Origin of the sequence: Kribbella sp. NPDC059898 (genome assembly GCF_042730855.1) — a bacterium.
In the GTDB taxonomy this organism is placed as follows: domain Bacteria; phylum Actinomycetota; class Actinomycetes; order Propionibacteriales; family Kribbellaceae; genus Kribbella.
The window spans coordinates 246,606-264,109 of sequence record NZ_JBHWKR010000002.1 but is presented as its reverse complement, the minus strand read 5'-3'; the positions used below and the strand labels follow the sequence as shown (position 1 = coordinate 264,109).

The window sequence follows — 17,504 nt, the reverse complement described above, 5'->3', positions numbered from 1 at the left end:
GCCCGGTTCATCGCGTCGAACTGAGGCTTGATGGTGTGATCCACGACCGAAAGTAACAGTACTTATATAAGTGCTGTTATGATTCGCGCATGGAGGATCCCACCGAGCAGAGTCTGTGGCGGCCGTTGCACGAGTTGCTGAGCCGGATGGACGGCGAGATCGGCCGGATCTACACCGACCGGGCGATCCAGGGCCTGAAGCCGACGTACGTCCGTGAGCTGCTCCAGCTGCATCTCAAGGGCCCGATGACGATCACCGAGCTGGCCGACGCGATCGGGCGTACGCACTCGGCGCTCAGCCAGAAGGTGGCGGCGATGCGGACCGCCGGCCTGGTCCGGACCGTCCCGGGGACGGACGCGCGCAGCAAGCAGGTGACGTTGACCGCGAAGTCCAAGAAGCTCGTCGAGCTGCTCGCGGCCGAGTGGCGGGCGACCGAGGAGGCGCTGGCCGAGCTCGAGGCGGAGCTGCCGTACCCGATGTCCCAGGTCGTCCGCGACGTCGAGGAAGCCCTTGCGAAGAAGAGCTTCCACGACCGGATCGCAGAGAAGCTGGGGTGAAGCTGCGGTGAAGAACGCGCTCATCGACCTCGGCCCGCTGAAGGTCCTGACGTACCGCCGGTTGTGGATCGGGCAGGTGCTGTCCGGGTTCGGCGGTCAGCTGACGTTCGTCGCGGTGATGTTCCAGGTCTGGGACCAGACGTCCAGCCCGGCGTGGACCGGCGCGGTCGGACTCGCGCAGGCGCTGCCGCTGATCGTGCTCGGGTTGTTCGCGGGCATGCTCGTCGATCGGCTGGAGCGCCGCAAGATCTACCTCGTCACCACGATCGGCCAGTGGCTGGTCGCGACCGTGATGGCGAGCCAGTTGCTGTTCGGCCGGGTCCCGGTCGGCGTGCTGCTCGCGCTGATCGCCGTCCAGGCATCGTTCGGCGCGACCGCCGGACCGGTCGCGCGGACCGTACTCCCGACGCTGCTGACACGAGACCAGCTCGCCGCCGGGATCGCGCTCAACCGGATCGGGTTCCAGGGCGCGATGCTGCTCGGCCCGGCGCTCGGCGGGCTCATCATCGGCGCGTGGGGCGTCGGCGTCTGCTACCTCATCGACGCCCTCAGTTTCCTCGCGGCGCTGTACGGCGTACTCGGCCTGCCGCGGATGCAGATCGAGACCACCGCGAAGCCGGGCCTGCGTGGCGTGTGGGACGGGCTGCGGTTCATCAGCGTGACGCCGGTGATCCGCGGCGCCCTGATCACCGACCTGGCGGCGACGGTGTTGTCGATGCCGATCAGCCTCTTCCCCGTGATCAACGCCGAGCGGTTCGGCAACAACCCGCGGACGTTGGGGTTGTTCCTGACCGCGATCGCCGTCGGCGGGGTGGCTGCGTCGTTGTTCTCCGGTGCGTTCACCCGGTTGCCGCGGCACGGGGTCGTCATGCTGTGCGGTTCGGCGGCCTGGGGGATTGCCCTGCTGTTGTTCGCGTTCTCGCCGATCCCGTGGCTGGCGTTGGCGTGTCTCGCGATCGCCGGCGCCGCGGACACGGTCGCCGTCGTGTCCCGCAGTACGATCGTCCAGCTCCACACGCCGGCGGAGTTGCTCGGCCGGGTGAGTGCCGCCGAGCAGATCGTCGGCCAGGCAGGACCTGACCTCGGCAACCTTCGCGGCGGTGTCGTCGCGCAGCTGACCTCGCCGGTCGCGTCGCTGGCGTCCGGGGCGTTGCTGTGTGTCGCGGCCGTGGCGGCGGTGGCCGCGACGACGCCGGGGTTGTCAGCGAGCGACAGTACGGAAGCCGGCGTTGCCCATTGACGAGTCCGGCGTGTTCGACGAGCGGGCGGCGTTGCGGTAGCGGTTGCAGTACGAGTCGTGGCAGAGGTACGAGCCGCCGCGTATCACCCGGGCCGCGCCGAGCGAGGGGCCGGACGGGTTCGCGGCGGGGGCGAACTTGTAGTACCGCGGGCCGAACCAGTCGCCGCACCACTCCCACACGTTCCCGACCATCTGCCACAGGCCGTATCCGTTGGGTTCGAACGTGCGCACCGGGGCGGTGGTGAGGAAGCCGTCCTCCTCGGTGTTCGTCGTCGGGAACTCGCCCTGCCAGATGTTGCATCGCCACTCATCGGCGATCAGCTCGTCGCCCCACGGGTACCGCTTGCCCTCGAGCCCGCCGCGGGCGGCGTACTCCCACTCGGCTTCGGTCGGCAGTCGTCGCCCGGCCCATGTGCAGTACGCCGTCGCGTCGTTCCAGCTCACGTGCACGACCGGGTGGTCCATGAGCCCGTCCAGGTCGGACCGCGAGCCGCCCGGGTGCCGCCAGTCGGCGCCGCGGACGCCCGCCCACCACGGGGTCCCGGACGCCGGACCCATCACCTCGTCCGGCGCGGCGGCGAGCGCGAGGTGGAACACGGCGGAGTACCCGAAGGTCTCCGCCTCGGTCCGGTACCCGGTGGCGTCGACGAACCGCGCGAAGTCCGCGTTGGTCACGCTGGTCGCGTCGATGCGGTACGGCGCGAGCTCGACCTGATGGACGGGCGTCTCGCCGTCACCGGCGTTCTCGTCACCGTTGCTGTTCCCCATCGCGAACACGCCACCACCGATCTCGACCTGCTCGATCCGATGCTCCCCGCGACCACCCGCCACCGGCGGCGGCGCCGCGCTCCCCCCACGCGAGGGCGCACAGCAGGACGGATGCTCGTCGCTCATGCCCGCCAGTTTAGGTTCGGGGCCGGGCTGTCCTGTCAGTGCAGATCCAGGAAGTCCCGGAGCCAGGTGTCGATCTCGTCGAGACAGCCGGCCTCGATCTGCCCTGCGGCCCGGCTGATCCGTCCGCGGCTGATCGTGCGCGGCTGCTCCGTCAGGGCCCAACTGGCCTTGCTCAGCTTGAGTTTGGCGCCGCTCAGCCGTACTTGATGGGGCCAGCCACGATCCATCGTCGTGACCGGCAGCGCGATCGCCAGGTCCGGCACCGCGTCCAGATAGTCGTTCGAGGCGATGATGACCGCTGGGCGCTCACCGACCTGCCCACGCCCACGGGTCGGGTTGAAGTCGACCCACACCACGTCGCCGCGGCGGAGCTCACGCATCTGCCAGGCCGTCCTCGCCCGCCTCGTCCCAGGCGGTGGTGAGCTCGTCGTAGTCGCTGTCAGCCTTGCCCTCTGCGTAGGCACGACGGACGGCAGCGAAGCGCTGGTGCCGGGCATGCTCCTCCGTCACCCGCTGCAGAAACTCCGCGGCAGTCAGTCCTTCGGCACGCGCGGATCGCATGACCGTGTCACGCACGTGCTTCGGCACCTTGAGGGAGGTCATCTCAGACATACCAGGATGCTACCAAGTCTTACCCAAGGCAGGGATACCATTTGGTATTCCCTGGCTCAGTCGAGACTCGGTGGGCCCTGCTCGATCCGGCGGAGTACCGGGGCGAGGCGGTAGAAGTCGGTGCCGGTGATCAACTGGCGTTCGTCCCACCAGGTGGCGCCGGCTTCGGCCAGGGGTTCGATGAGGGGTCGGGGGTTGTCGGCCGGGCTGATGCCGCCGACGATCACGTCGTAGGGCGTAGTCCGGCCCGCGCGCTGCTGCTCGAGGAACGCGATCAGCTCGCGCACCTCCTCGGCCGCCGGTGCCTGTCCGTGGTTGGCGTTCGCGAACAGGGGTACGGCGCCGTCCCAGCGGGCCGCGCGGCGCATCGGGGCCTTGCGCGGCCAGTACCCGGCGATCCAGACCGGCGGGCGCGGGCGCTGAACCGTTGCCGGCAGCAACTCCACGTCGTCGGCGTGGTAGTGCTTGCCGTCGTGGTGCACCCGTTCGCCGGACCAGTACGCGGTCATCAGGTCGAGGCCCTCGTCGAGCTTCTCGGCCAGCACGCGCGGGTCGGTCTCGTCGCCGAAGCTGCCGAACTCGTCGTCGATCGGCCCGCCGAGACCGGCCCCGAAGATCACCCGCCCGCCGCTCAGCGAGTCCAGCGTCGCGACCTGCCGGGCCAGCTGCTCGGGGCGCCGCCGCGCGACCGGCGTGACGAGCGGGCCGAGCTTGATCCGGGACGTTGCCAGCGCGGCCGCGGTCATCAGCATCCACGGATCGCCGAACGGCTGCCCGCGCCGCCGCTCCTTGCTGTGGACGACGTGGTCCCAGAAGAACAGCCCGTCCCACCCGGCCTCCTCGGCCGCCTGCGCGACCCGGATCACCACCTGGGCGTCGGCGAAGTCCCCGAAGTTCGGGATGTTCACAGAAAAACGCATGGTCACAACCGTAGTTCGACGAACGGAATCGTGTCGCCCGGCAGCAGGTACGTCTCCACCTCGACGAACCCGTGCGCCTTCGCGAACCGCAGCCCGTCGGCATTGCTCGAGAGAATGTGCGTCTCGATCCCGTCCGCGAGCTCCCGCCCGAGGCGCAGGCAGTGCTCGTAGATCGCCGTACCGAAACCACGCCGCCGGTACGCCGGGAGCACGCGGGCGATCACCACCGCCGCCGTGGTCTCCGCCGACGGCGGCCGGACCGTCGAGCAGCCGACCAGTACGTCGTCGTCGTACGCGACCTCGAGCACGTTCCGCGTCGATCGCTCGCGGATGTCGCCGGCCGACAGCGGCGCGGTCGGGATGATCTCGTTGTGCACCCGCTGCCAGTCCAGCAGCGTCGCGTCGTCGGTCACCGGCACGATCCTCAACATTCCGACAGCCAACATCGCCCGGCGCCGGGGGTCAAACGAGTAGTAGCGTTCAGTCCGTGCGGATCCTCTTCGTCGGGAACAGCTTCACGTCCAACAACAACCTGCCCAAGCTGCTCAAGGACCTCGCCGGGGCGCGCGGGATCGAGGTCGAGCACAAGATCATCTCGGCCGGCGGCGCCTCGCTGCGCCAGCACCTGAACGCGGGCAAAGCCCTCGACGCGATCGCGAACGGCGGGTACGACGTCGTCGTACTGCAGGAGCAGAGCACGCTGCCGATCAAGAGCCCGGACCGCTTCCGGGAGAGCGCCCGCGACTTCCACGAGGCGATCGCCGCGGCTGGGGCACGGACTGCGTTCTACCTGACCTGGGCCCGGAGCAACGCGCCGGAGACGCAGCAGGCGTTGACCGACGCGTACACCGGGGCCGCGTCCGAATTGGGCGGAACGCTGATCCCGGTCGGCATGGTCTGGGAGCGGTTCCTGGCCGCCCACGACAAGCCAGTGCTGCACGAGTCCGACAACAGCCACCCGACGCCGGCGGGCAGCTACCTCGGCGCCTGCGTGTTCCTGATCGCGCTGCTCGAGGCGGACCCGGTCGGCATCGACGTACCGGTCAAGGGCCTCGACGCGGAGACGGCCGCCCTCGTCCAGCAGGCCGCGTGGGACATCTGCAACGACCTTATTTAGCGTCGTGGAAGACCAGCCCGAGGGTATGGCGTTGTCCTGAGCGGATCGCGGAGACACCGTGGCGGACCGGCGCGGCCGACCAGCCGCGGGACGAGCGGACCGGGCGGTCGCGGGTGGTGAACAGCAGGCCGTGGCCGTGCGGGATCAGAGTCGACGTACCGCGGGACTGCGCGCGCGGACGTCGTTCGACGAGCAGGAACTCGCCGCCGGTGTGGTCGATACCGGGCTCGTTCAGGTTGATCACGACCTGCAGCGGGAACACCTTGTCGCCGTACAGGTCGCGGTGCAGCGCGTTCCAGTCGCCGGCGCCGTACCGCAGCAGGATCGGGGTCGGGCGGGTCTGCCCGGCGCGGTGGCACACGTCGAGCCATTCATCGAGCGTGTCCGGCCACTCGGCGTCGCGGCCGAGCTTGGCGTACCAGTCGCGCGCGATCGGCAGGAGTCGCGGGTAGAGCGCGTGCCGCAACGCGTCGACGGCCTCGGGGAACGGCTGGTCGAAGTACCGGTACTGTCCCTCGCCGAACCGGTGCCGAGCCATGTCGATCGTCGCCCGGAACCGGCGTACCTCGTCGTACATCCCGGCGATCGCCGCCGCCTCGGCGGGCGTCAGCAGTTGCGGGAGGAGGGCACAGCCGAGGTCGTTCACCTCGGCCGTGACGCTCTCCCAGTCGGCACCGGCGACCCGTCGTTCGTACTTGTTCATACCTCCTGAACGGTGTGGTTCAGGATCGTGTGAGGGGGTAGTACACGCCGCCGGGACCCCAGACCGACGGGAGCAGCAGCAGGCTGCCGTAGTGGTGCATGGCGATGCCCGCGAACGCCGGGGACGAGGACTCGGCGGCGTACACCTTGTCCAGCTCCGCCTCCATGTACGTCCGTCCCTCCTCGTAGAACGTCACCGACGGCGGATCGCTGGTCCCGGACAGGTCCTTGGTCTCCACGCCGATCACCACGGACTTCGGCTTGCCGATCGCGGCGGCGTACGCGAGTTCGTGCTCGGCCCGGGCGATGATCCCCGTCGCGGTGTCGGTGTAGTCCATCAGCGCCACGTAGTCGGTGAGGTCCTGCACGTGGTCGCTCAGCGGCGCGGTCTTGCCGTGCCAGGTGATCGCCGTACAGCAGGTCGAGCTGTCGAACCAGAACGGGATCGCCGGGCCGACCAGCAGTCGCTGACCGGACTTGTTCCGCAGGTCGACGAACTTCTGCAGCAGGTTCAGCCAGTCCGTCGGCAGCGTCGTTCCCGGCTCCTTCCACTCCGGCAGCAGGTACGGCTCGATGTCGACGTTCACCCCGTCGAACCGGGCGCCGGCGGGGACGGAGCGGTTGTAGTCGAGGACCTTCCGGAACTCCGCGACGGCCAGATGCTGGTACTTCGGCAGCGCCCCCAGGTACGGCGGCGTCGTACCGCCCGCGATCACCGCCTGGACGTGGTACCCGCGGCCGCGCGCCCACTGCACGAACGACGCGACCTGGTGGCGCGAGTCCCGCAGCATGTCCTTGCCCTGGTACGCCGCGACGCCGAGGTAGATCGTCCGGACCGGGTCCGAGCCGAACGTGCTGGTGTCGTCCATCATCCGCCCGAGCTTGTCCCGCGCCACGCGGTCGAGGACGGCCGGGTACGAGTTCTGCTCCCACACCCACATCGCCCGGTCCTGCGTGTACGGCTGCTGCGCCAGCGACGCACTCGCCGGTACGACGGCGCCGAACGCCAGCAGCAACGCCAGCACCGCGGCGAGCCGCTTCACACCTGCTCCAGCACGGTGATCGGGGCCAGCATCGTCGCGTCGTCGAGCGGTCGCTCGCCGGTCTCCAGCACCCGCAGGAAGACCTTCAGCCCGGGTACGACGTACTCCGAGTCGAGCCGGATGTCGCTGCTCACGAGCTTGGTCCGCCCAACGAGCTCGGCATGGAACGGGACCCGCCCCGCGTCCGTCGGCTTGACCAGTTGCAGCGTGACGAGGACGCCGCCGGACTGGTACCGCACGGCCACGGTCGATCCGGCGCGCTCGACCTCGACCGGACCCGGCGCGCCCGGCGCGAGCCGCTGTGCCAAGTCGGCGCAGTGGATGCCGTAGAAGAAGATCCCGCTGTACTCGCTGTCCGGATCGGCCGGACCGGTGACCGTGATCGCCTGCAAGTCGTCGATCCCCGAGTTCGCGAGCACGTCGGCGTCCGCGACCCAGCGCACGGCGGAGTACGACGTGACCGCCGCGCCACCCTTTCGCGCCGCATCCAGGATCGCCTGCGCGTCCGCCGTACTCGCCGCCAGCGGCTTGTCCACCCAGACCGGTACGCCGGCCTCGAGGAACGGTACGGCGTGCTCGCGATGCAGGGCGCCGTCGCGGTTCGTGACGATCAGCGCGTCGACCTCGCCGAGGAGTTCCCGCGAGGTCGGGACGATCTTCGTGATCCCGCCGGCTGCGGCGAGCTTCTGGTTCCGCTCGTCGTCGGCGCCGGCCAGCGCGACGATGCGGGTGCCGCCGGCGATCTGCTCGACGTTCAGGTGTTTGACGATCTCGTCGGCGTGGCTGTTCTCGGTCCCGACCAGGGCGATGCGCATCAGTCCTCCAACTCGACAGGACGCCCGGTACGGGCGGACTCGTACACGGCCAGCACGGTCGCCAGCGACCGCCGGCCGGCTTCCAGCGTCACCGCGGGCGGGCGTCCGTCCCGGACGGCGGCGATGAAGTCGCGGTACTGCGCGAGATGCGCCAGCTCGACGGGTCCCCAGTCGCCGGGGCCGGGGAGCGCGGGGGCCTTGGGCGCCTCGCCGTTCGCGGACGCGAAGTACGCCAGCGCGTCGTCGTCGAGGACCGCCGTGCCTTGGTCGCCGTGGATCGTCAGCCGGACCGGGCGACCCGGGTACGCCGCCGTACTCGCGAGCATCAGGCCGATCGCGCCGCTCTCGAACACGATCGACGCGCCCGCCAGGTCCTCGACTTCGATGCCCTCGTGGGCGAGCCGGCCGGTCTGCGCGCTGACCCGCACCGGGCGGCCGAGCATCCAGACCAGCAGGTCGAGCGCGTGGATGCCCTGGTTCATCAGTGCGCCGCCGCCGTCCACCGCGAGGGTGCCGCGCCAGTCGTCGCCGTCGTAGTACGACTGCGGGCGGAAGAACGCGGACTCGGCGATCCCGGAGGTGACCCGGCCGAGCGCGCCGCCGTCGATCGCCGCGCGGATCTGCGCGACCGGCGGCTGGAACCTGCGCTGGCTGATCACGGATACGGTCAGCCCGGTCGCCTGTTGCGCGGCGATCAGCCGGTCCGCGGCTTCGAGCGTGATGTCGACCGGCTTCTCGACGATCACGTGCTTGCCGGCTTCGAGCGCCTCGATGGCGACGTCCGCGTGCAGCGCGCTGGGCAGGCAGATCCCGACCGCGTCGAGCTCCTCGGCCGCATAGGCCTCGGCCGGGGTCGCGTACACCTGCGCGCCGTACTGCTCCGCCAGCTTCCCGCCGCGCTCGAGGTTCTGGTCGACCACCGCCACCAGCGCGGCCTCGTTACCCAGTGCGTCAATCAGACGCGCATGCACGGTGCCGATCGCGCCGGCACCAATCAGAGCAAAACGCATGAGACCCCTCTTCATCCAATGGACCAGTCGATGGGTACGCCGCCGTGCTCGGCCGACTGCTGTGCCAGCAGTGCGATCCGGGTGGCGAGGATGCTGCGTTCGGTCGTGATGTCCGGTTCGTTGCCCGCGGCAAGCGCCTGCAGCGGCAGCTCCGCCGGGCGGTGGCCGGCCGGCAGCGGTACGTCGTACGGCGCCGCGTCATGGGTGGTGAGCACGAGCCGGTTCCGCGCCCACAGCAGCTCCGCCGTCCCGTGCGTCCCGATCAGCTTCATCCGGTAGTCCCCGTGCACCGGCGACCCGGCCGGGTTCATCCAGTCGACGCCCGCCGTGACGACCGCACCGGCGCCGTTCAAGGTCGCGACGCCGTACGACCCGCCGACCACCGCGCCGCTCACCGTCCCGCTCGTCAGGCCGGTGAAGAGCAGTGCCGCGTCGATGTCGTGGACGGCCAGGTCGTTGAGCACACCGCCGTACCGCTCGGGCTCGAAGAACCAATCGGGGCGGGTCGGCCGGTTGAGTTTGTGCGGGCCGGACGACGTCACGCCGTGGATCGTGCCGAGCCGATCGAGGATCTCCCGGGCCGCGAGGGTCACGGGGTAGTAGCGCTTCTCGAAGAGCACGGTCACGTGCCGACCGGTCCGCCGCGCGGCCTCCTCGATCGCGTCCAGGTCCTCGAGCGTCGTACACAACGGCTTGTCCGCCAGCACGTGCGCTCCCGCGTCGAGAGCGTCGACCGTGACGCGCCCGCGGTCGCCGTAGATCCCCGCGACCATCACCACGTCCGGCCGCACCTCGCGCAGCATCTCCTGGTGGTCGGTGAAGACCTTCGCGTCGTACGGCGCGGCCCACCGCTCGGCGGTCTCCCGGGACGGGTCCGCGACCGCGACCAGGACGGCTCCGGGCAGGTGGTCGAGCTCCGCGGTCAGGTAGCCCACGTGCGGGTGGGCGGCGCCGGCGATCGCGATCCGAGTCATGGTCGTGAGTTCACCATGCAACCGGTTGCATTGCAACCGTCCATTCCCTGAGACAGAGTCCAGTAAGTCAATCTGTTTAGTACCTTTTGATCACGGAACGTGACCCGAAAGAAGGACGAGATGACCGAACCCAGCTGGTCGTTCGAGACCCGGCAGATCCATGCCGGCCAGACCACCGACCCGACCACCAAGGCGCGGGCGCTGCCGATCTACCAGACCACGTCGTACACCTTCGACAGCACCGACCACGCCGCCGGCCTGTTCGGGCTCAAGGAGTTCGGCAACATCTACACCCGGATCCAGAACCCGACGCAGGACGCCGTCGAGCAGCGGATCGCCAGCCTGGAGGGCGGTACGGCGGCGCTGCTGCTCGCGTCCGGCCAGTCCGCCGAGACCCTCGCGCTGCTGAACGTCGCAGAGGCCGGCGACCACATCGTCAGCAGCCCGAGCCTGTACGGCGGGACGTACAACCTGTTCCACTACACGTTCCCGAAGCTCGGCATCGAGGTGTCGTTCGTCGACGACCCGAACGACCTGGAGTCCTGGCAGGCCGCCGTCCGGCCGAACACCAAGGCGTTCTTCGCGGAGACGATCGCGAACCCGAAGAGCGAGATCCTCGACATCGCCGGCGTCGCGGAGGTCGCGCACACCGCGGGCGTTCCGCTGATCGTCGACAACACCGTCGCCACGCCGTACCTGATCCGCCCGATCGAGCACGGCGCGGACGTGGTCGTGCACTCGGCGACGAAGTACCTCGGCGGGCACGGGACCGCGATCGCCGGCGTGATCGTGGATTCCGGGACGTTCGACTACGCGGCCGACCCGGAGCGGTTCCCCGGGTTCAACCAGCCGGACCCGAGCTACCACGGGTTGACGTACGCGCGGGACCTCGGCGTCGGGTCGGACCTCGGCAACCTGGCGTACATCCTGAAGGCCCGCGTGCAGTGGCTGCGGGACCTCGGGCCGGCGGCGTCGCCGTTCAACGCGTTCCTGATCGCGCAAGGCCTGGAGACGCTGTCGCTGCGGATCGAGCGGCATGTCGACAACGCGCTGAAGGTCGCGCAGTGGCTGGAGCAGCGGGACGAGGTGGAGTCCGTCGCGTACGCCAGTCTGCCGTCGTCGCCGTGGTACGAGCTGGCCCAGAAGTACGCGCCGCGTGGTGCGGGGGCCGTGGTGTCGTTCGAGATCAAGGGCGGTGTCGACGCGGGCAAGCGGTTCGTCGACGCGCTCAAGTTGCACAGCCACGTGGCGAACATCGGCGACGTACGCTCGCTCGTCATCCACCCGGCGTCCACGACGCACAGCCAGTTGGCGGAGGCGGAACTGGCGGCGACGGGAGTGACGCCCGGGCTGGTGCGGCTCGCGGTCGGGATCGAGCACCTCGACGACATCCTGGCCGACCTGGAGGTCGGGTTCGCGGCAGCCAAGTGAAGCAGTTCGCCGAGGTCGGGGAGCTCCGGCTGGAGAGCGGTACGACGCTGCCCGGCGTACGGATCGCCTACGAGACCTGGGGTCGGCCCAACGTTGCCCGGAGCAACGGCGTACTGATCTGTCATGCGCTCACCGGTGACGCGCACGTGATCGGTCCGGCCGGGCCTGGGCAGCCGACGCCCGGCTGGTGGGACGGGCTGACGCGGTACCTCGACCCGGCGGACTGGTTCATCGTCGCCGCCAACGTGCTCGGTGGTTGTCAGGGGACCACCGGGCCGTCGACCGAGGCCCCGGACGGGCGGGCCTGGGGGAGTCGCTTCCCCGCGCTCACCGTCCGGGACCAGGTTGCCGCCGAGGCCTTGCTGACCGATGCGCTGGGCATCGATCGCTGGGCGGCGGTGATCGGCGGCTCGATGGGCGGGATGCGCGCGCTGGAATGGCCGCTGCTGTACCCGGACCGCGTCGGTACGGCGATCGTCCTCGCCGCCACGCCCGCCGCCTCGGCCGAGCAGATCGCCTGGTGCGCACCGCAGCTCGCCGCGATCACGTCCGACCCGGACTGGCAGAACGGCGACTACTACGGCACCGGCCGGGCGCCGACCGCGGGCCTGGGCATCGCCCGCCGGATCGCGCACATCACCTACCGCTCCGAGTACGAACTGGCCACCCGCTTCGGCCGCACCCGCCAGGCGCCCGACGACCCGAGATTCGCCGTCGAGTCCTACCTCGACCACCACGCCGCCAAACTCGTCAACCGCTTCGACCCCGGCTCCTACGTCACCCTCACCCGAGCCATGAACACCCACGACATCACCCGCGGCAGGGGCGACCTCGCGCACGTGCTGGGCGGCCTCAAGTCCCGCTTGGTGGTCGCCGCGGTGGATTCGGACCGCCTCTATCTCCCCGCACAGTCCAGGGCCATCACCACAGCCCATCCGCCCGCCGGCCCGCTCCACGTCATCACCTCGCCGTACGGCCACGACGGCTTCCTGATCGAACTCGATCAGGTGGGAAAGCTGATCACCTCACAACTGCGAATCTGAAACTCAAGCCCTCGGAGGTGAGTACCTTCAGCCGGGTCGGCGAGACCCCAGGACTGTCGTAGAAGCGGGTGCCCTCGCCCAGCAGTACGGGGGAGATGTGGAGGGCGATCTCGTCGACGAGCCCGGCTTCGAGCGCCAGCCGGGGTGCGGCGCCGCCCGTGACGACGAGGTCCTTGTCGCCCGCCGCTTTCACCCCGTCGGCGATCAGGTCGCCGATGTCGCCGGACACGTACGTGAACTCCGGCACCGGGTTGGACGCCGGATCCTTGTGCGTGTAGATCAGGATCGGCCCGGTCCACTTCCCGCCGTACGGGCGGTTCTCGCTCATCACCTCGACCAGCCGGCCGCCGCACAGGAACGCGCCGCAGCCCGCGACCACCTCGGCGCCCAGCCCGGACAGGGCGCCGTCGCCGAGGAACATCCAGTCGACGCCGTCGTCGCGATCGCCGATGAAACCGTCCAGAGACATCGTCATGTGCCAGATCACTGTCATGACCACCAGCCTGCGCCGGGCCGGATCCATGCGTCCAATGCCAATATGGCGACAAATACATAGATATCATCGATACATGCTCGATCTCGTCCGGCTGCGGGTGCTGGCCGCGGTCGCCGCGCACGGCTCGGTCACCGCGGCGGCCGCGGCGCTCCACTACACGCAGCCCACCGTCAGCCATCACCTCGCCCGGCTGGAGGCCGCCACCGGCGCGAAGCTGGTCCGCAAGTCCGGCCGCGGCATCCGGCTCACCCCGGAAGGCGAGATGCTCGCCCGGCGCGCGGCCGAGATCGTCGGCCGGGTCGACGCCGCCGACGCCGAGCTCGCCGCGCTTGTCGGCCTGCGCTCCGGGCGGGTCCGGGTCGGCGCGTTCAGCTCCGCGCTCAGCGAACTCGTCCCGCCCGCGGCCGCCGAACTCCGCGGCGAGCACCCGAACCTCGAGCTCGAACTCACCGACGTCCACCCGCGGGTCGCCGTACCGCAGCTGCGGGCCGGCGAGCTCGACCTTGCGATCGTCTTCCGGTACGACGACGAGCAGCCGGACGACGGCATCCGCTACACGTACCTGCGGGACGACCCGATCCACCTGCTCAGCCGCCGTACCGGCGAAACGCTCGCCGACCACCGGGACTCGGACTGGATCGCGGGCTGCGTGAACTGCCGGCGCGAGCTGCTGGAGCACTGCGCGGACGCGGGGTTCACGCCGCGGATCGCGTTCACCAGCGACGATGTGATCGTCAAGCAGGCCTTCGTCCGGGCGGGCCTGGGCGTCACCACCTCACCCGGCCTGGCGCTGCGCGCGCACCGCGCCGCCGGCGTCCGCGCGACCGAACTCCCGATCGTCCGGCGCATCCTGCTCGCCACCTACGGCGAACCGCCGGACCCGCCGGCCACGAGAGCCTTCATAGAAGCGCTAAAACGAGTAACACTGGACTAGGAGCCGTCCGACTCCGGTTGGAGGACCGGGTGATGGGGCACTTGGTGAGAATGGTGGACGTCGGGCTGCGGTACGAGCGGATCTGGCGGGCGGCCGTGGGGCTGCTGGCCACACTCGGGGTGCTCACGGCGCTGGTGTTCGTGTCGCCGTCGACCAACCTGGCAGCGTTCCTGGTGGCAGCGTTCACGATCGGCGCGGTCTGCCTGAGTGTCGGCTTAGGACGCGACCTGCCGAACGCCGACCTGCTCCGAGCCGTGCCGCGCGGGGCGGTGCTCGGCGCACTGTGCGTGCTGGCGATCTGCGGGTACGCCGCCGCCGTCGGCGCGCGCACCGTGATGCTGGTCCTGCTGGTCCTCGGCGTCTCCCCACCAGTCGTCAGCTGGCTGCGCACCGCACCACCAAAAACCGAACCCGCCTGGACCAACCCCACCCGCGCCGACTCCGGCCGCGCCGGCTCCGGCCGCGCCGGCTCCGGCCGCGCCGGCTCGCGCGGAGCGGGCTCCGGCGGCTCGGGCGGTGCGGGGTCGGGCCGTGCTGGGACGCGCGGTGCGGGGTCGGGCCGTGCTGGCTGGGGCCGTGCTGGCTCGGGTGGTGCGGGCTCGGGTGGTGCTGGTTCGGGCGGTGCGGGGTCGGGCCGTGCTGGCTCGGGCGGCGCTGGGTCGGGCGGTGCTGGCTCGGGCGGTGCAGGCTCGGGTGGTGCAGGGTCTCGCCGGGGCCGCGCTGGCCGTGGTGGGTCTGGCCGTGCGGGCTCCGGCCGGGGCGAACGCGACGGCGGATCGACGGGGTTCGGCTGGTTCGCGCGCGACCGGGACGACGGCGAGCCGGGGCGCGCGTCGGGGGACGGCGGGCCGGGGCGCGCGTGGGGGACTGACCGCGGCGACAGGGCTGGCGGCTCGCCGCAGGGTCCGCTGGATCTCGGCGACGGCTCCGGCAGCTCGAACGACCCGGAGCGCGGTGCGAGCTCCGGCAGTTGGGACGGCGAGGAGCGCGGTGCGGGCTCCGGGGGTTGGGATGGCGCCGAGGGCGGTGCGGGCTCCGGGAGTTGGGATGGCGGGGTGGGCGGTGCGGGCTCTGGCGGTTGGGATGGCGGGGTGGGCGGTGCGGGCTCTGGCGCTTGGGATGGAGGGGTGGGCGGTGCGGGCTCTGGCGGTTGGGATGGCGGGGAGGGCGGTGCGGGCTCCGGGAGTTCGGGTGGTGGGGAGGGCGGTGCGGGCTTCGGGTGGGCGGGGTCTGATCGGGGCGGAGGTTCGGACAGGCGAGGCCGCGACCGCTCGACGCGCTTCGGGTGGTCGCGGCGGCGCCGTCGGGTCGAGAAGAAGTTGCCGTCGGCACCTTCTCTGCAGCAGGAGTTGCCGTTGCCGAAGTACCTGACCGCCGTCGTCCGCAGCGTCGGCGAGCTCACCGACGAGGAGCTGTGCCTGGCCTGGCGCCGGAGCTTCACCCAGCTGGAGCGGACCGTCCGTCCCGACCACCGCCAGGCGATGGTCGACGTACGCCGCGCCTACCTCGACGAACTCGAACGCCGCCACCCCGAGTCCTTCACCAGCTGGCTCGCCTCCAACCCCCGCGCCGCCGGCAACCCGGCCCGCTTCTTCACCCACCGAGCAGACCACTAGCCTGCCAAGGATTTCACCAGCAGGACGCTGGTACTGCAGCCGCAGGTCGAGCGGTGATACCGCCGCGTCGCCCGAGTCGGCATGGCCGTGGCCGGTCTCATCGGAAACTTTTGGCCGGATAGCGGCAACTTTGTTCCGCAGTGCGGGGCGTGCGGGGTGGCGACGTGAATTTCGACAGGACGTGTCCGTCCTCGGCGTGGTCCGTGCGGACTCAGCGACGGTCCGCGGCAGGTGTCGCGAGTGACTATGTCCTGTCTGTCTTCACACCATCCGATCCCGTCCCGTCCGATCCGGTCTTGTCCTGGTCGTGGTTGCTCGGGCAGCCCGCGGCGCGGCCTTCGACCGTGACGAGTCGGCGGCGGCGCTGCGCCGGTCCGCAGGTGCTGCAGGGGTCCTTCCCCTGGCCGGGTGACCCGTCGCCGACCACAGCGGCCCGACCACGGCGCACCCCTGTCCGTCGAGTCGTGGTGATGTGCTCCGACCCCAGCGCCCGAGTCGTGGATCTTGGTCGCCGAACCCGTTTCACAACCATTTCCCACGACTCGACGGACTAGTTGCCTCCGGCTACGAATCCGGGGCCTTCGGAGAGTTCAGGTCTGGCCAGCCGGCTTACGCCCGAACTTCAGAAGCGGACTACTGGAGCAGTTCGTTCGTGAGCGGCGTGCGCTGAAAGCGGTCTGCAAGTCCGCCGCGATCAGCTCGACCGCGTGGCGGCCGGCCGACAACGCGGCCGGGAAGTTGAGGAACGCGTGCATCGTGTCGGCGTACTCGACCAGCTCCGTCGGTACGCCGTCCTGCTTCAGCCGGGCCGCGTACGCGACCGCGTCGGCTCGCAACCAGTCCCGCCCGGCGGCCAGCATCAGCGTCGGCGGGAGGCCCGCGAGCGACGCGGCCCGCAGTGGTACGGCGCCGGCCGGGATCTCGCGGGTGCCGAAGTACCACTCGTGCCAGTCGGCGCTCGGGTGCAGGTCGAGCACCGGATAGCAGAGGATCTGCCGATGGGGGAGCGGCGTACCCGCGTCGCGTGCTCGTAGGCACACACCGGCCGCCAAGGCACCGCCCGCGCTCTGGCCGCCGATCGCGATCCGGCCGTCGCCGTCGAGGTTGTCGCGCAGCCACCCGAGGGTGTCGTACGCGTCCTGAAGTCCTGCTGGGCAAGGGTTTTCGGGGGCCAAGCGGTAGTTGAGCGAGACAAGGGTGACGTTGCCGTAGGCAGCGATCCGGGAGGTGGCGTACTCGATGTCGCGGAGGTCCCCGCCGACGAAGCCGCCGCCGTGCAGCCACAGGAGGATCGGGCGCGGGCGGATCGAATGCCGGTACACACGGGCCTGCAGTGTTCGCCCAGGAAGGTGGATGGCGATGTCTTCGGTGGTGACTCGTGGGTCGGGCTCGCCGGCGATCGCGGGGTCGGGGAGCTCTTCACGGTCTAGGAGCAGCGCCTGGTACGGGTCGAGGCCGGGCGTGGTCGGTAGGTCGGCGAGGTGCTTCAGCAGCGCGTCCGTCTCCGGGCCGAACTGTGGATTGTCGACAATCGTCATGCGGACACCGGCTGCAGGTGGCGCGCCGCATGCGCGAACAGCATCCCGTCGGGCGTGGTGGATACGTATTCAGTCAGCGCCCCGATCCCGCCGTCGAACCCGGCCCCGGTGGCCGGATCCGCCCAGGCGGCCTCGTCGTACTGCGTGATCTCGGCGACCAGCGCGTCGCCGACGCTGCGGAACCGGTGCAGGACCAGCTCCGACGGGATCCGCCGCCCCGCCTCGACGCCGCCCAGGTTGAGGGCGCTGCCGATCTCCGCGGTCTCCCAGCGCAGGTCGAGGCTCCAATGCGGCCGGCCCGCCCGCGCTTCCCGCAGTACGGCGAGGTTGATCTCGTCCCACATCAGCACGTGCGCGACGAGGTCGTGCAGCGAGTCGCAGAAGTGCCCGAGCGGCCCGTCGTGGACGTCGTACCGCGCCCGCAGTTCGTCCTCGGTCTTCCCGTCGACCCTGCTGAGCAACAGTTCCTGGTCGCGGCGGATCATCGCGGCCGCCTGGGCCGGTGTCGTCGTCGGTGTGCGCATGGCCGCCAATCAACCACCCGCCCGCCGTCCGCACCGCA

20 protein-coding genes are annotated in these 17,504 nt (G+C 70.5%); 7 read left to right on the top strand and 13 right to left on the bottom strand.

Going from position 1 to position 17,504, the window contains the following annotated elements; all coding sequences use genetic code 11:
* Nucleotides 1–89: 89 nt before the first annotated feature.
* On the top strand, nt 90–557 hold the full coding sequence (locus ACFV9C_RS06785; protein WP_380191153.1) for a MarR family winged helix-turn-helix transcriptional regulator: 468 nt from the start codon (nt 90–92) through the stop codon (nt 555–557).
* 7 nt (nt 558–564) lie between these two features.
* On the top strand, nt 565–1,797 hold the full coding sequence (locus ACFV9C_RS06780) for an MFS transporter (protein WP_380191151.1): 1,233 nt from the start codon (nt 565–567) through the stop codon (nt 1,795–1,797).
* On the opposite strand, the gene ACFV9C_RS06775 is transcribed toward ACFV9C_RS06780, so the two are convergent.
* From ACFV9C_RS06775 to ACFV9C_RS06755, 5 genes are read right to left on the bottom strand one after another with little or no spacing between them, the layout of a single operon-like run.
* Nucleotides 1,759–2,691: a formylglycine-generating enzyme family protein gene (locus ACFV9C_RS06775; protein WP_380191149.1), complete on the bottom strand. Its 933-nt coding sequence runs from the start codon at nt 2,689–2,691 to the stop codon at nt 1,759–1,761. The genes ACFV9C_RS06780 and ACFV9C_RS06775 overlap by 39 nt on opposite strands.
* Before the next feature lie 35 nt (nt 2,692–2,726).
* Nucleotides 2,727–3,071 (bottom strand): type II toxin-antitoxin system PemK/MazF family toxin, encoded by a 345-nt coding sequence (locus tag ACFV9C_RS06770; protein WP_380191147.1) that lies wholly within the window; start codon nt 3,069–3,071, stop codon nt 2,727–2,729.
* Entirely contained in the window at nt 3,064–3,303 is a 240-nt protein-coding gene (locus ACFV9C_RS06765; protein ID WP_380191145.1) for a hypothetical protein, read from the bottom strand. Before ACFV9C_RS06765 ends, ACFV9C_RS06770 begins: the two co-directional genes overlap by 8 nt.
* A gap of 56 nt (nt 3,304–3,359) precedes the next feature.
* Entirely contained in the window at nt 3,360–4,223 is an 864-nt protein-coding gene (locus ACFV9C_RS06760) for an LLM class flavin-dependent oxidoreductase (RefSeq protein WP_380191144.1), read from the bottom strand.
* Nucleotides 4,224–4,225: 2 nt separating this feature from the next.
* The gene (locus tag ACFV9C_RS06755) at nt 4,226–4,654 is read right to left on the bottom strand and encodes a GNAT family N-acetyltransferase (protein WP_380191142.1); all 429 of its coding nucleotides are present in this window, start codon (nt 4,652–4,654) and stop codon (nt 4,226–4,228) included.
* A 56-nt stretch (nt 4,655–4,710) separates the two neighbouring features.
* Here ACFV9C_RS06755 and ACFV9C_RS06750 point away from each other — a divergent pair, with 56 nt between their 5' ends.
* Nucleotides 4,711–5,340, top strand: a complete 630-nt coding sequence (locus ACFV9C_RS06750) for a hypothetical protein (RefSeq protein ID WP_380191140.1) — start codon at nt 4,711–4,713, stop codon at nt 5,338–5,340.
* Here ACFV9C_RS06750 and ACFV9C_RS06745 read toward each other — a convergent pair.
* Genes ACFV9C_RS06745 through ACFV9C_RS06725 form a run of 5 tightly spaced genes read right to left on the bottom strand, consistent with a single transcriptional unit; the run spans nt 5,333 to nt 9,884 of the window.
* Nucleotides 5,333–6,043 carry a 2OG-Fe(II) oxygenase gene (locus ACFV9C_RS06745; RefSeq protein WP_380191138.1) on the bottom strand — a complete coding sequence of 237 codons (711 nt, stop codon included), beginning with the start codon at nt 6,041–6,043 and terminating at the stop codon, nt 5,333–5,335. The two genes, ACFV9C_RS06750 and ACFV9C_RS06745, sit on opposite strands and share 8 nt — an antisense overlap.
* A 19-nt stretch (nt 6,044–6,062) precedes the next feature.
* Complete coding sequence (locus ACFV9C_RS06740; protein WP_380191137.1) at nt 6,063–7,085, bottom strand: hypothetical protein; 1,023 nt, start codon at nt 7,083–7,085, stop codon at nt 6,063–6,065.
* Nucleotides 7,082–7,900 (bottom strand): Gfo/Idh/MocA family protein, encoded by an 819-nt coding sequence (locus ACFV9C_RS06735; RefSeq protein WP_380191135.1) that lies wholly within the window; start codon nt 7,898–7,900, stop codon nt 7,082–7,084. Before ACFV9C_RS06735 ends, ACFV9C_RS06740 begins: the two co-directional genes overlap by 4 nt.
* On the bottom strand, nt 7,900–8,910 hold the full coding sequence (locus ACFV9C_RS06730; protein ID WP_380191133.1) for a Gfo/Idh/MocA family protein: 1,011 nt from the start codon (nt 8,908–8,910) through the stop codon (nt 7,900–7,902). Before ACFV9C_RS06730 ends, ACFV9C_RS06735 begins: the two co-directional genes overlap by 1 nt.
* 11 nt (nt 8,911–8,921) lie before the next feature.
* On the bottom strand, nt 8,922–9,884 hold the full coding sequence (locus ACFV9C_RS06725; RefSeq protein ID WP_380191131.1) for a Gfo/Idh/MocA family protein: 963 nt from the start codon (nt 9,882–9,884) through the stop codon (nt 8,922–8,924).
* 120 nt (nt 9,885–10,004) lie between these two features.
* On the opposite strand from ACFV9C_RS06725, the gene ACFV9C_RS06720 reads away from it, so the two are divergent.
* Both ACFV9C_RS06720 and ACFV9C_RS06715 read left to right on the top strand, forming a co-directional pair.
* Nucleotides 10,005–11,315 carry a bifunctional o-acetylhomoserine/o-acetylserine sulfhydrylase gene (locus ACFV9C_RS06720; protein WP_380191129.1) on the top strand — a complete coding sequence of 437 codons (1,311 nt, stop codon included), beginning with the start codon at nt 10,005–10,007 and terminating at the stop codon, nt 11,313–11,315.
* Nucleotides 11,312–12,358 (top strand): homoserine O-acetyltransferase, encoded by a 1,047-nt coding sequence (locus tag ACFV9C_RS06715; RefSeq protein WP_380191127.1) that lies wholly within the window; start codon nt 11,312–11,314, stop codon nt 12,356–12,358. Before ACFV9C_RS06720 ends, ACFV9C_RS06715 begins: the two co-directional genes overlap by 4 nt.
* Here the strand turns inward: ACFV9C_RS06715 and ACFV9C_RS06710 are convergent.
* Complete coding sequence (locus ACFV9C_RS06710) at nt 12,336–12,851, bottom strand: dihydrofolate reductase family protein (RefSeq protein WP_380191125.1); 516 nt, start codon at nt 12,849–12,851, stop codon at nt 12,336–12,338. The genes ACFV9C_RS06715 and ACFV9C_RS06710 overlap by 23 nt on opposite strands.
* Nucleotides 12,852–12,927: 76 nt before the next feature.
* Between ACFV9C_RS06710 and ACFV9C_RS06705 the strand changes: the two genes are divergently transcribed.
* Both ACFV9C_RS06705 and ACFV9C_RS06700 read left to right on the top strand, forming a co-directional pair.
* Nucleotides 12,928–13,788, top strand: a complete 861-nt coding sequence (locus tag ACFV9C_RS06705) for a LysR family transcriptional regulator (RefSeq protein ID WP_380191123.1) — start codon at nt 12,928–12,930, stop codon at nt 13,786–13,788.
* A gap of 32 nt (nt 13,789–13,820) precedes the next feature.
* The gene (locus ACFV9C_RS06700) at nt 13,821–15,404 is read left to right on the top strand and encodes a hypothetical protein (protein ID WP_380191121.1); all 1,584 of its coding nucleotides are present in this window, start codon (nt 13,821–13,823) and stop codon (nt 15,402–15,404) included.
* A 590-nt stretch (nt 15,405–15,994) separates the two neighbouring features.
* Here the strand turns inward: ACFV9C_RS06700 and ACFV9C_RS06695 are convergent.
* Both ACFV9C_RS06695 and ACFV9C_RS06690 read right to left on the bottom strand, forming a co-directional pair.
* Complete coding sequence (locus tag ACFV9C_RS06695; RefSeq protein ID WP_380191119.1) at nt 15,995–16,942, bottom strand: alpha/beta hydrolase; 948 nt, start codon at nt 16,940–16,942, stop codon at nt 15,995–15,997.
* Nucleotides 16,939–17,466: a hypothetical protein gene (locus tag ACFV9C_RS06690; RefSeq protein WP_380191117.1), complete on the bottom strand. Its 528-nt coding sequence runs from the start codon at nt 17,464–17,466 to the stop codon at nt 16,939–16,941. The genes ACFV9C_RS06695 and ACFV9C_RS06690 overlap by 4 nt, the downstream gene beginning before the upstream one ends.
* Between the last annotated feature and the right edge of the window lie 38 nt (nt 17,467–17,504).

What these genes read in the sequence shown, in the direction of transcription:
- ACFV9C_RS06730 (WP_380191133.1), bottom strand. Translation starts at nt 8,910, where the DNA reads ATGCGTTTTGCTCTGATTGGTGCCGGCGCGATCGGCACCGTGCATGCG.
- ACFV9C_RS06760 (WP_380191144.1), bottom strand. Translation starts at nt 4,223, where the DNA reads ATGCGTTTTTCTGTGAACATCCCGAACTTCGGGGACTTCGCCGACGCC.
- ACFV9C_RS06725 (WP_380191131.1), bottom strand. Translation starts at nt 9,884, where the DNA reads ATGACTCGGATCGCGATCGCCGGCGCCGCCCACCCGCACGTGGGCTAC.
- ACFV9C_RS06785 (WP_380191153.1), top strand. Translation starts at nt 90, where the DNA reads ATGGAGGATCCCACCGAGCAGAGTCTGTGGCGGCCGTTGCACGAGTTG.
- ACFV9C_RS06700 (WP_380191121.1), top strand. Translation starts at nt 13,821, where the DNA reads ATGGGGCACTTGGTGAGAATGGTGGACGTCGGGCTGCGGTACGAGCGG.
- ACFV9C_RS06745 (WP_380191138.1), bottom strand. Translation starts at nt 6,043, where the DNA reads ATGAACAAGTACGAACGACGGGTCGCCGGTGCCGACTGGGAGAGCGTC.
- ACFV9C_RS06770 (WP_380191147.1), bottom strand. Translation starts at nt 3,071, where the DNA reads ATGCGTGAGCTCCGCCGCGGCGACGTGGTGTGGGTCGACTTCAACCCG.
- ACFV9C_RS06690 (WP_380191117.1), bottom strand. Translation starts at nt 17,466, where the DNA reads ATGCGCACACCGACGACGACACCGGCCCAGGCGGCCGCGATGATCCGC.
- ACFV9C_RS06720 (WP_380191129.1), top strand. Translation starts at nt 10,005, where the DNA reads ATGACCGAACCCAGCTGGTCGTTCGAGACCCGGCAGATCCATGCCGGC.
- ACFV9C_RS06755 (WP_380191142.1), bottom strand. Translation starts at nt 4,654, where the DNA reads ATGTTGAGGATCGTGCCGGTGACCGACGACGCGACGCTGCTGGACTGG.
- ACFV9C_RS06775 (WP_380191149.1), bottom strand. Translation starts at nt 2,691, where the DNA reads ATGAGCGACGAGCATCCGTCCTGCTGTGCGCCCTCGCGTGGGGGGAGC.
- ACFV9C_RS06710 (WP_380191125.1), bottom strand. Translation starts at nt 12,851, where the DNA reads ATGACAGTGATCTGGCACATGACGATGTCTCTGGACGGTTTCATCGGC.
- ACFV9C_RS06735 (WP_380191135.1), bottom strand. Translation starts at nt 7,900, where the DNA reads ATGCGCATCGCCCTGGTCGGGACCGAGAACAGCCACGCCGACGAGATC.
- ACFV9C_RS06695 (WP_380191119.1), bottom strand. Translation starts at nt 16,942, where the DNA reads ATGACGATTGTCGACAATCCACAGTTCGGCCCGGAGACGGACGCGCTG.
- ACFV9C_RS06705 (WP_380191123.1), top strand. Translation starts at nt 12,928, where the DNA reads ATGCTCGATCTCGTCCGGCTGCGGGTGCTGGCCGCGGTCGCCGCGCAC.
- ACFV9C_RS06765 (WP_380191145.1), bottom strand. Translation starts at nt 3,303, where the DNA reads ATGTCTGAGATGACCTCCCTCAAGGTGCCGAAGCACGTGCGTGACACG.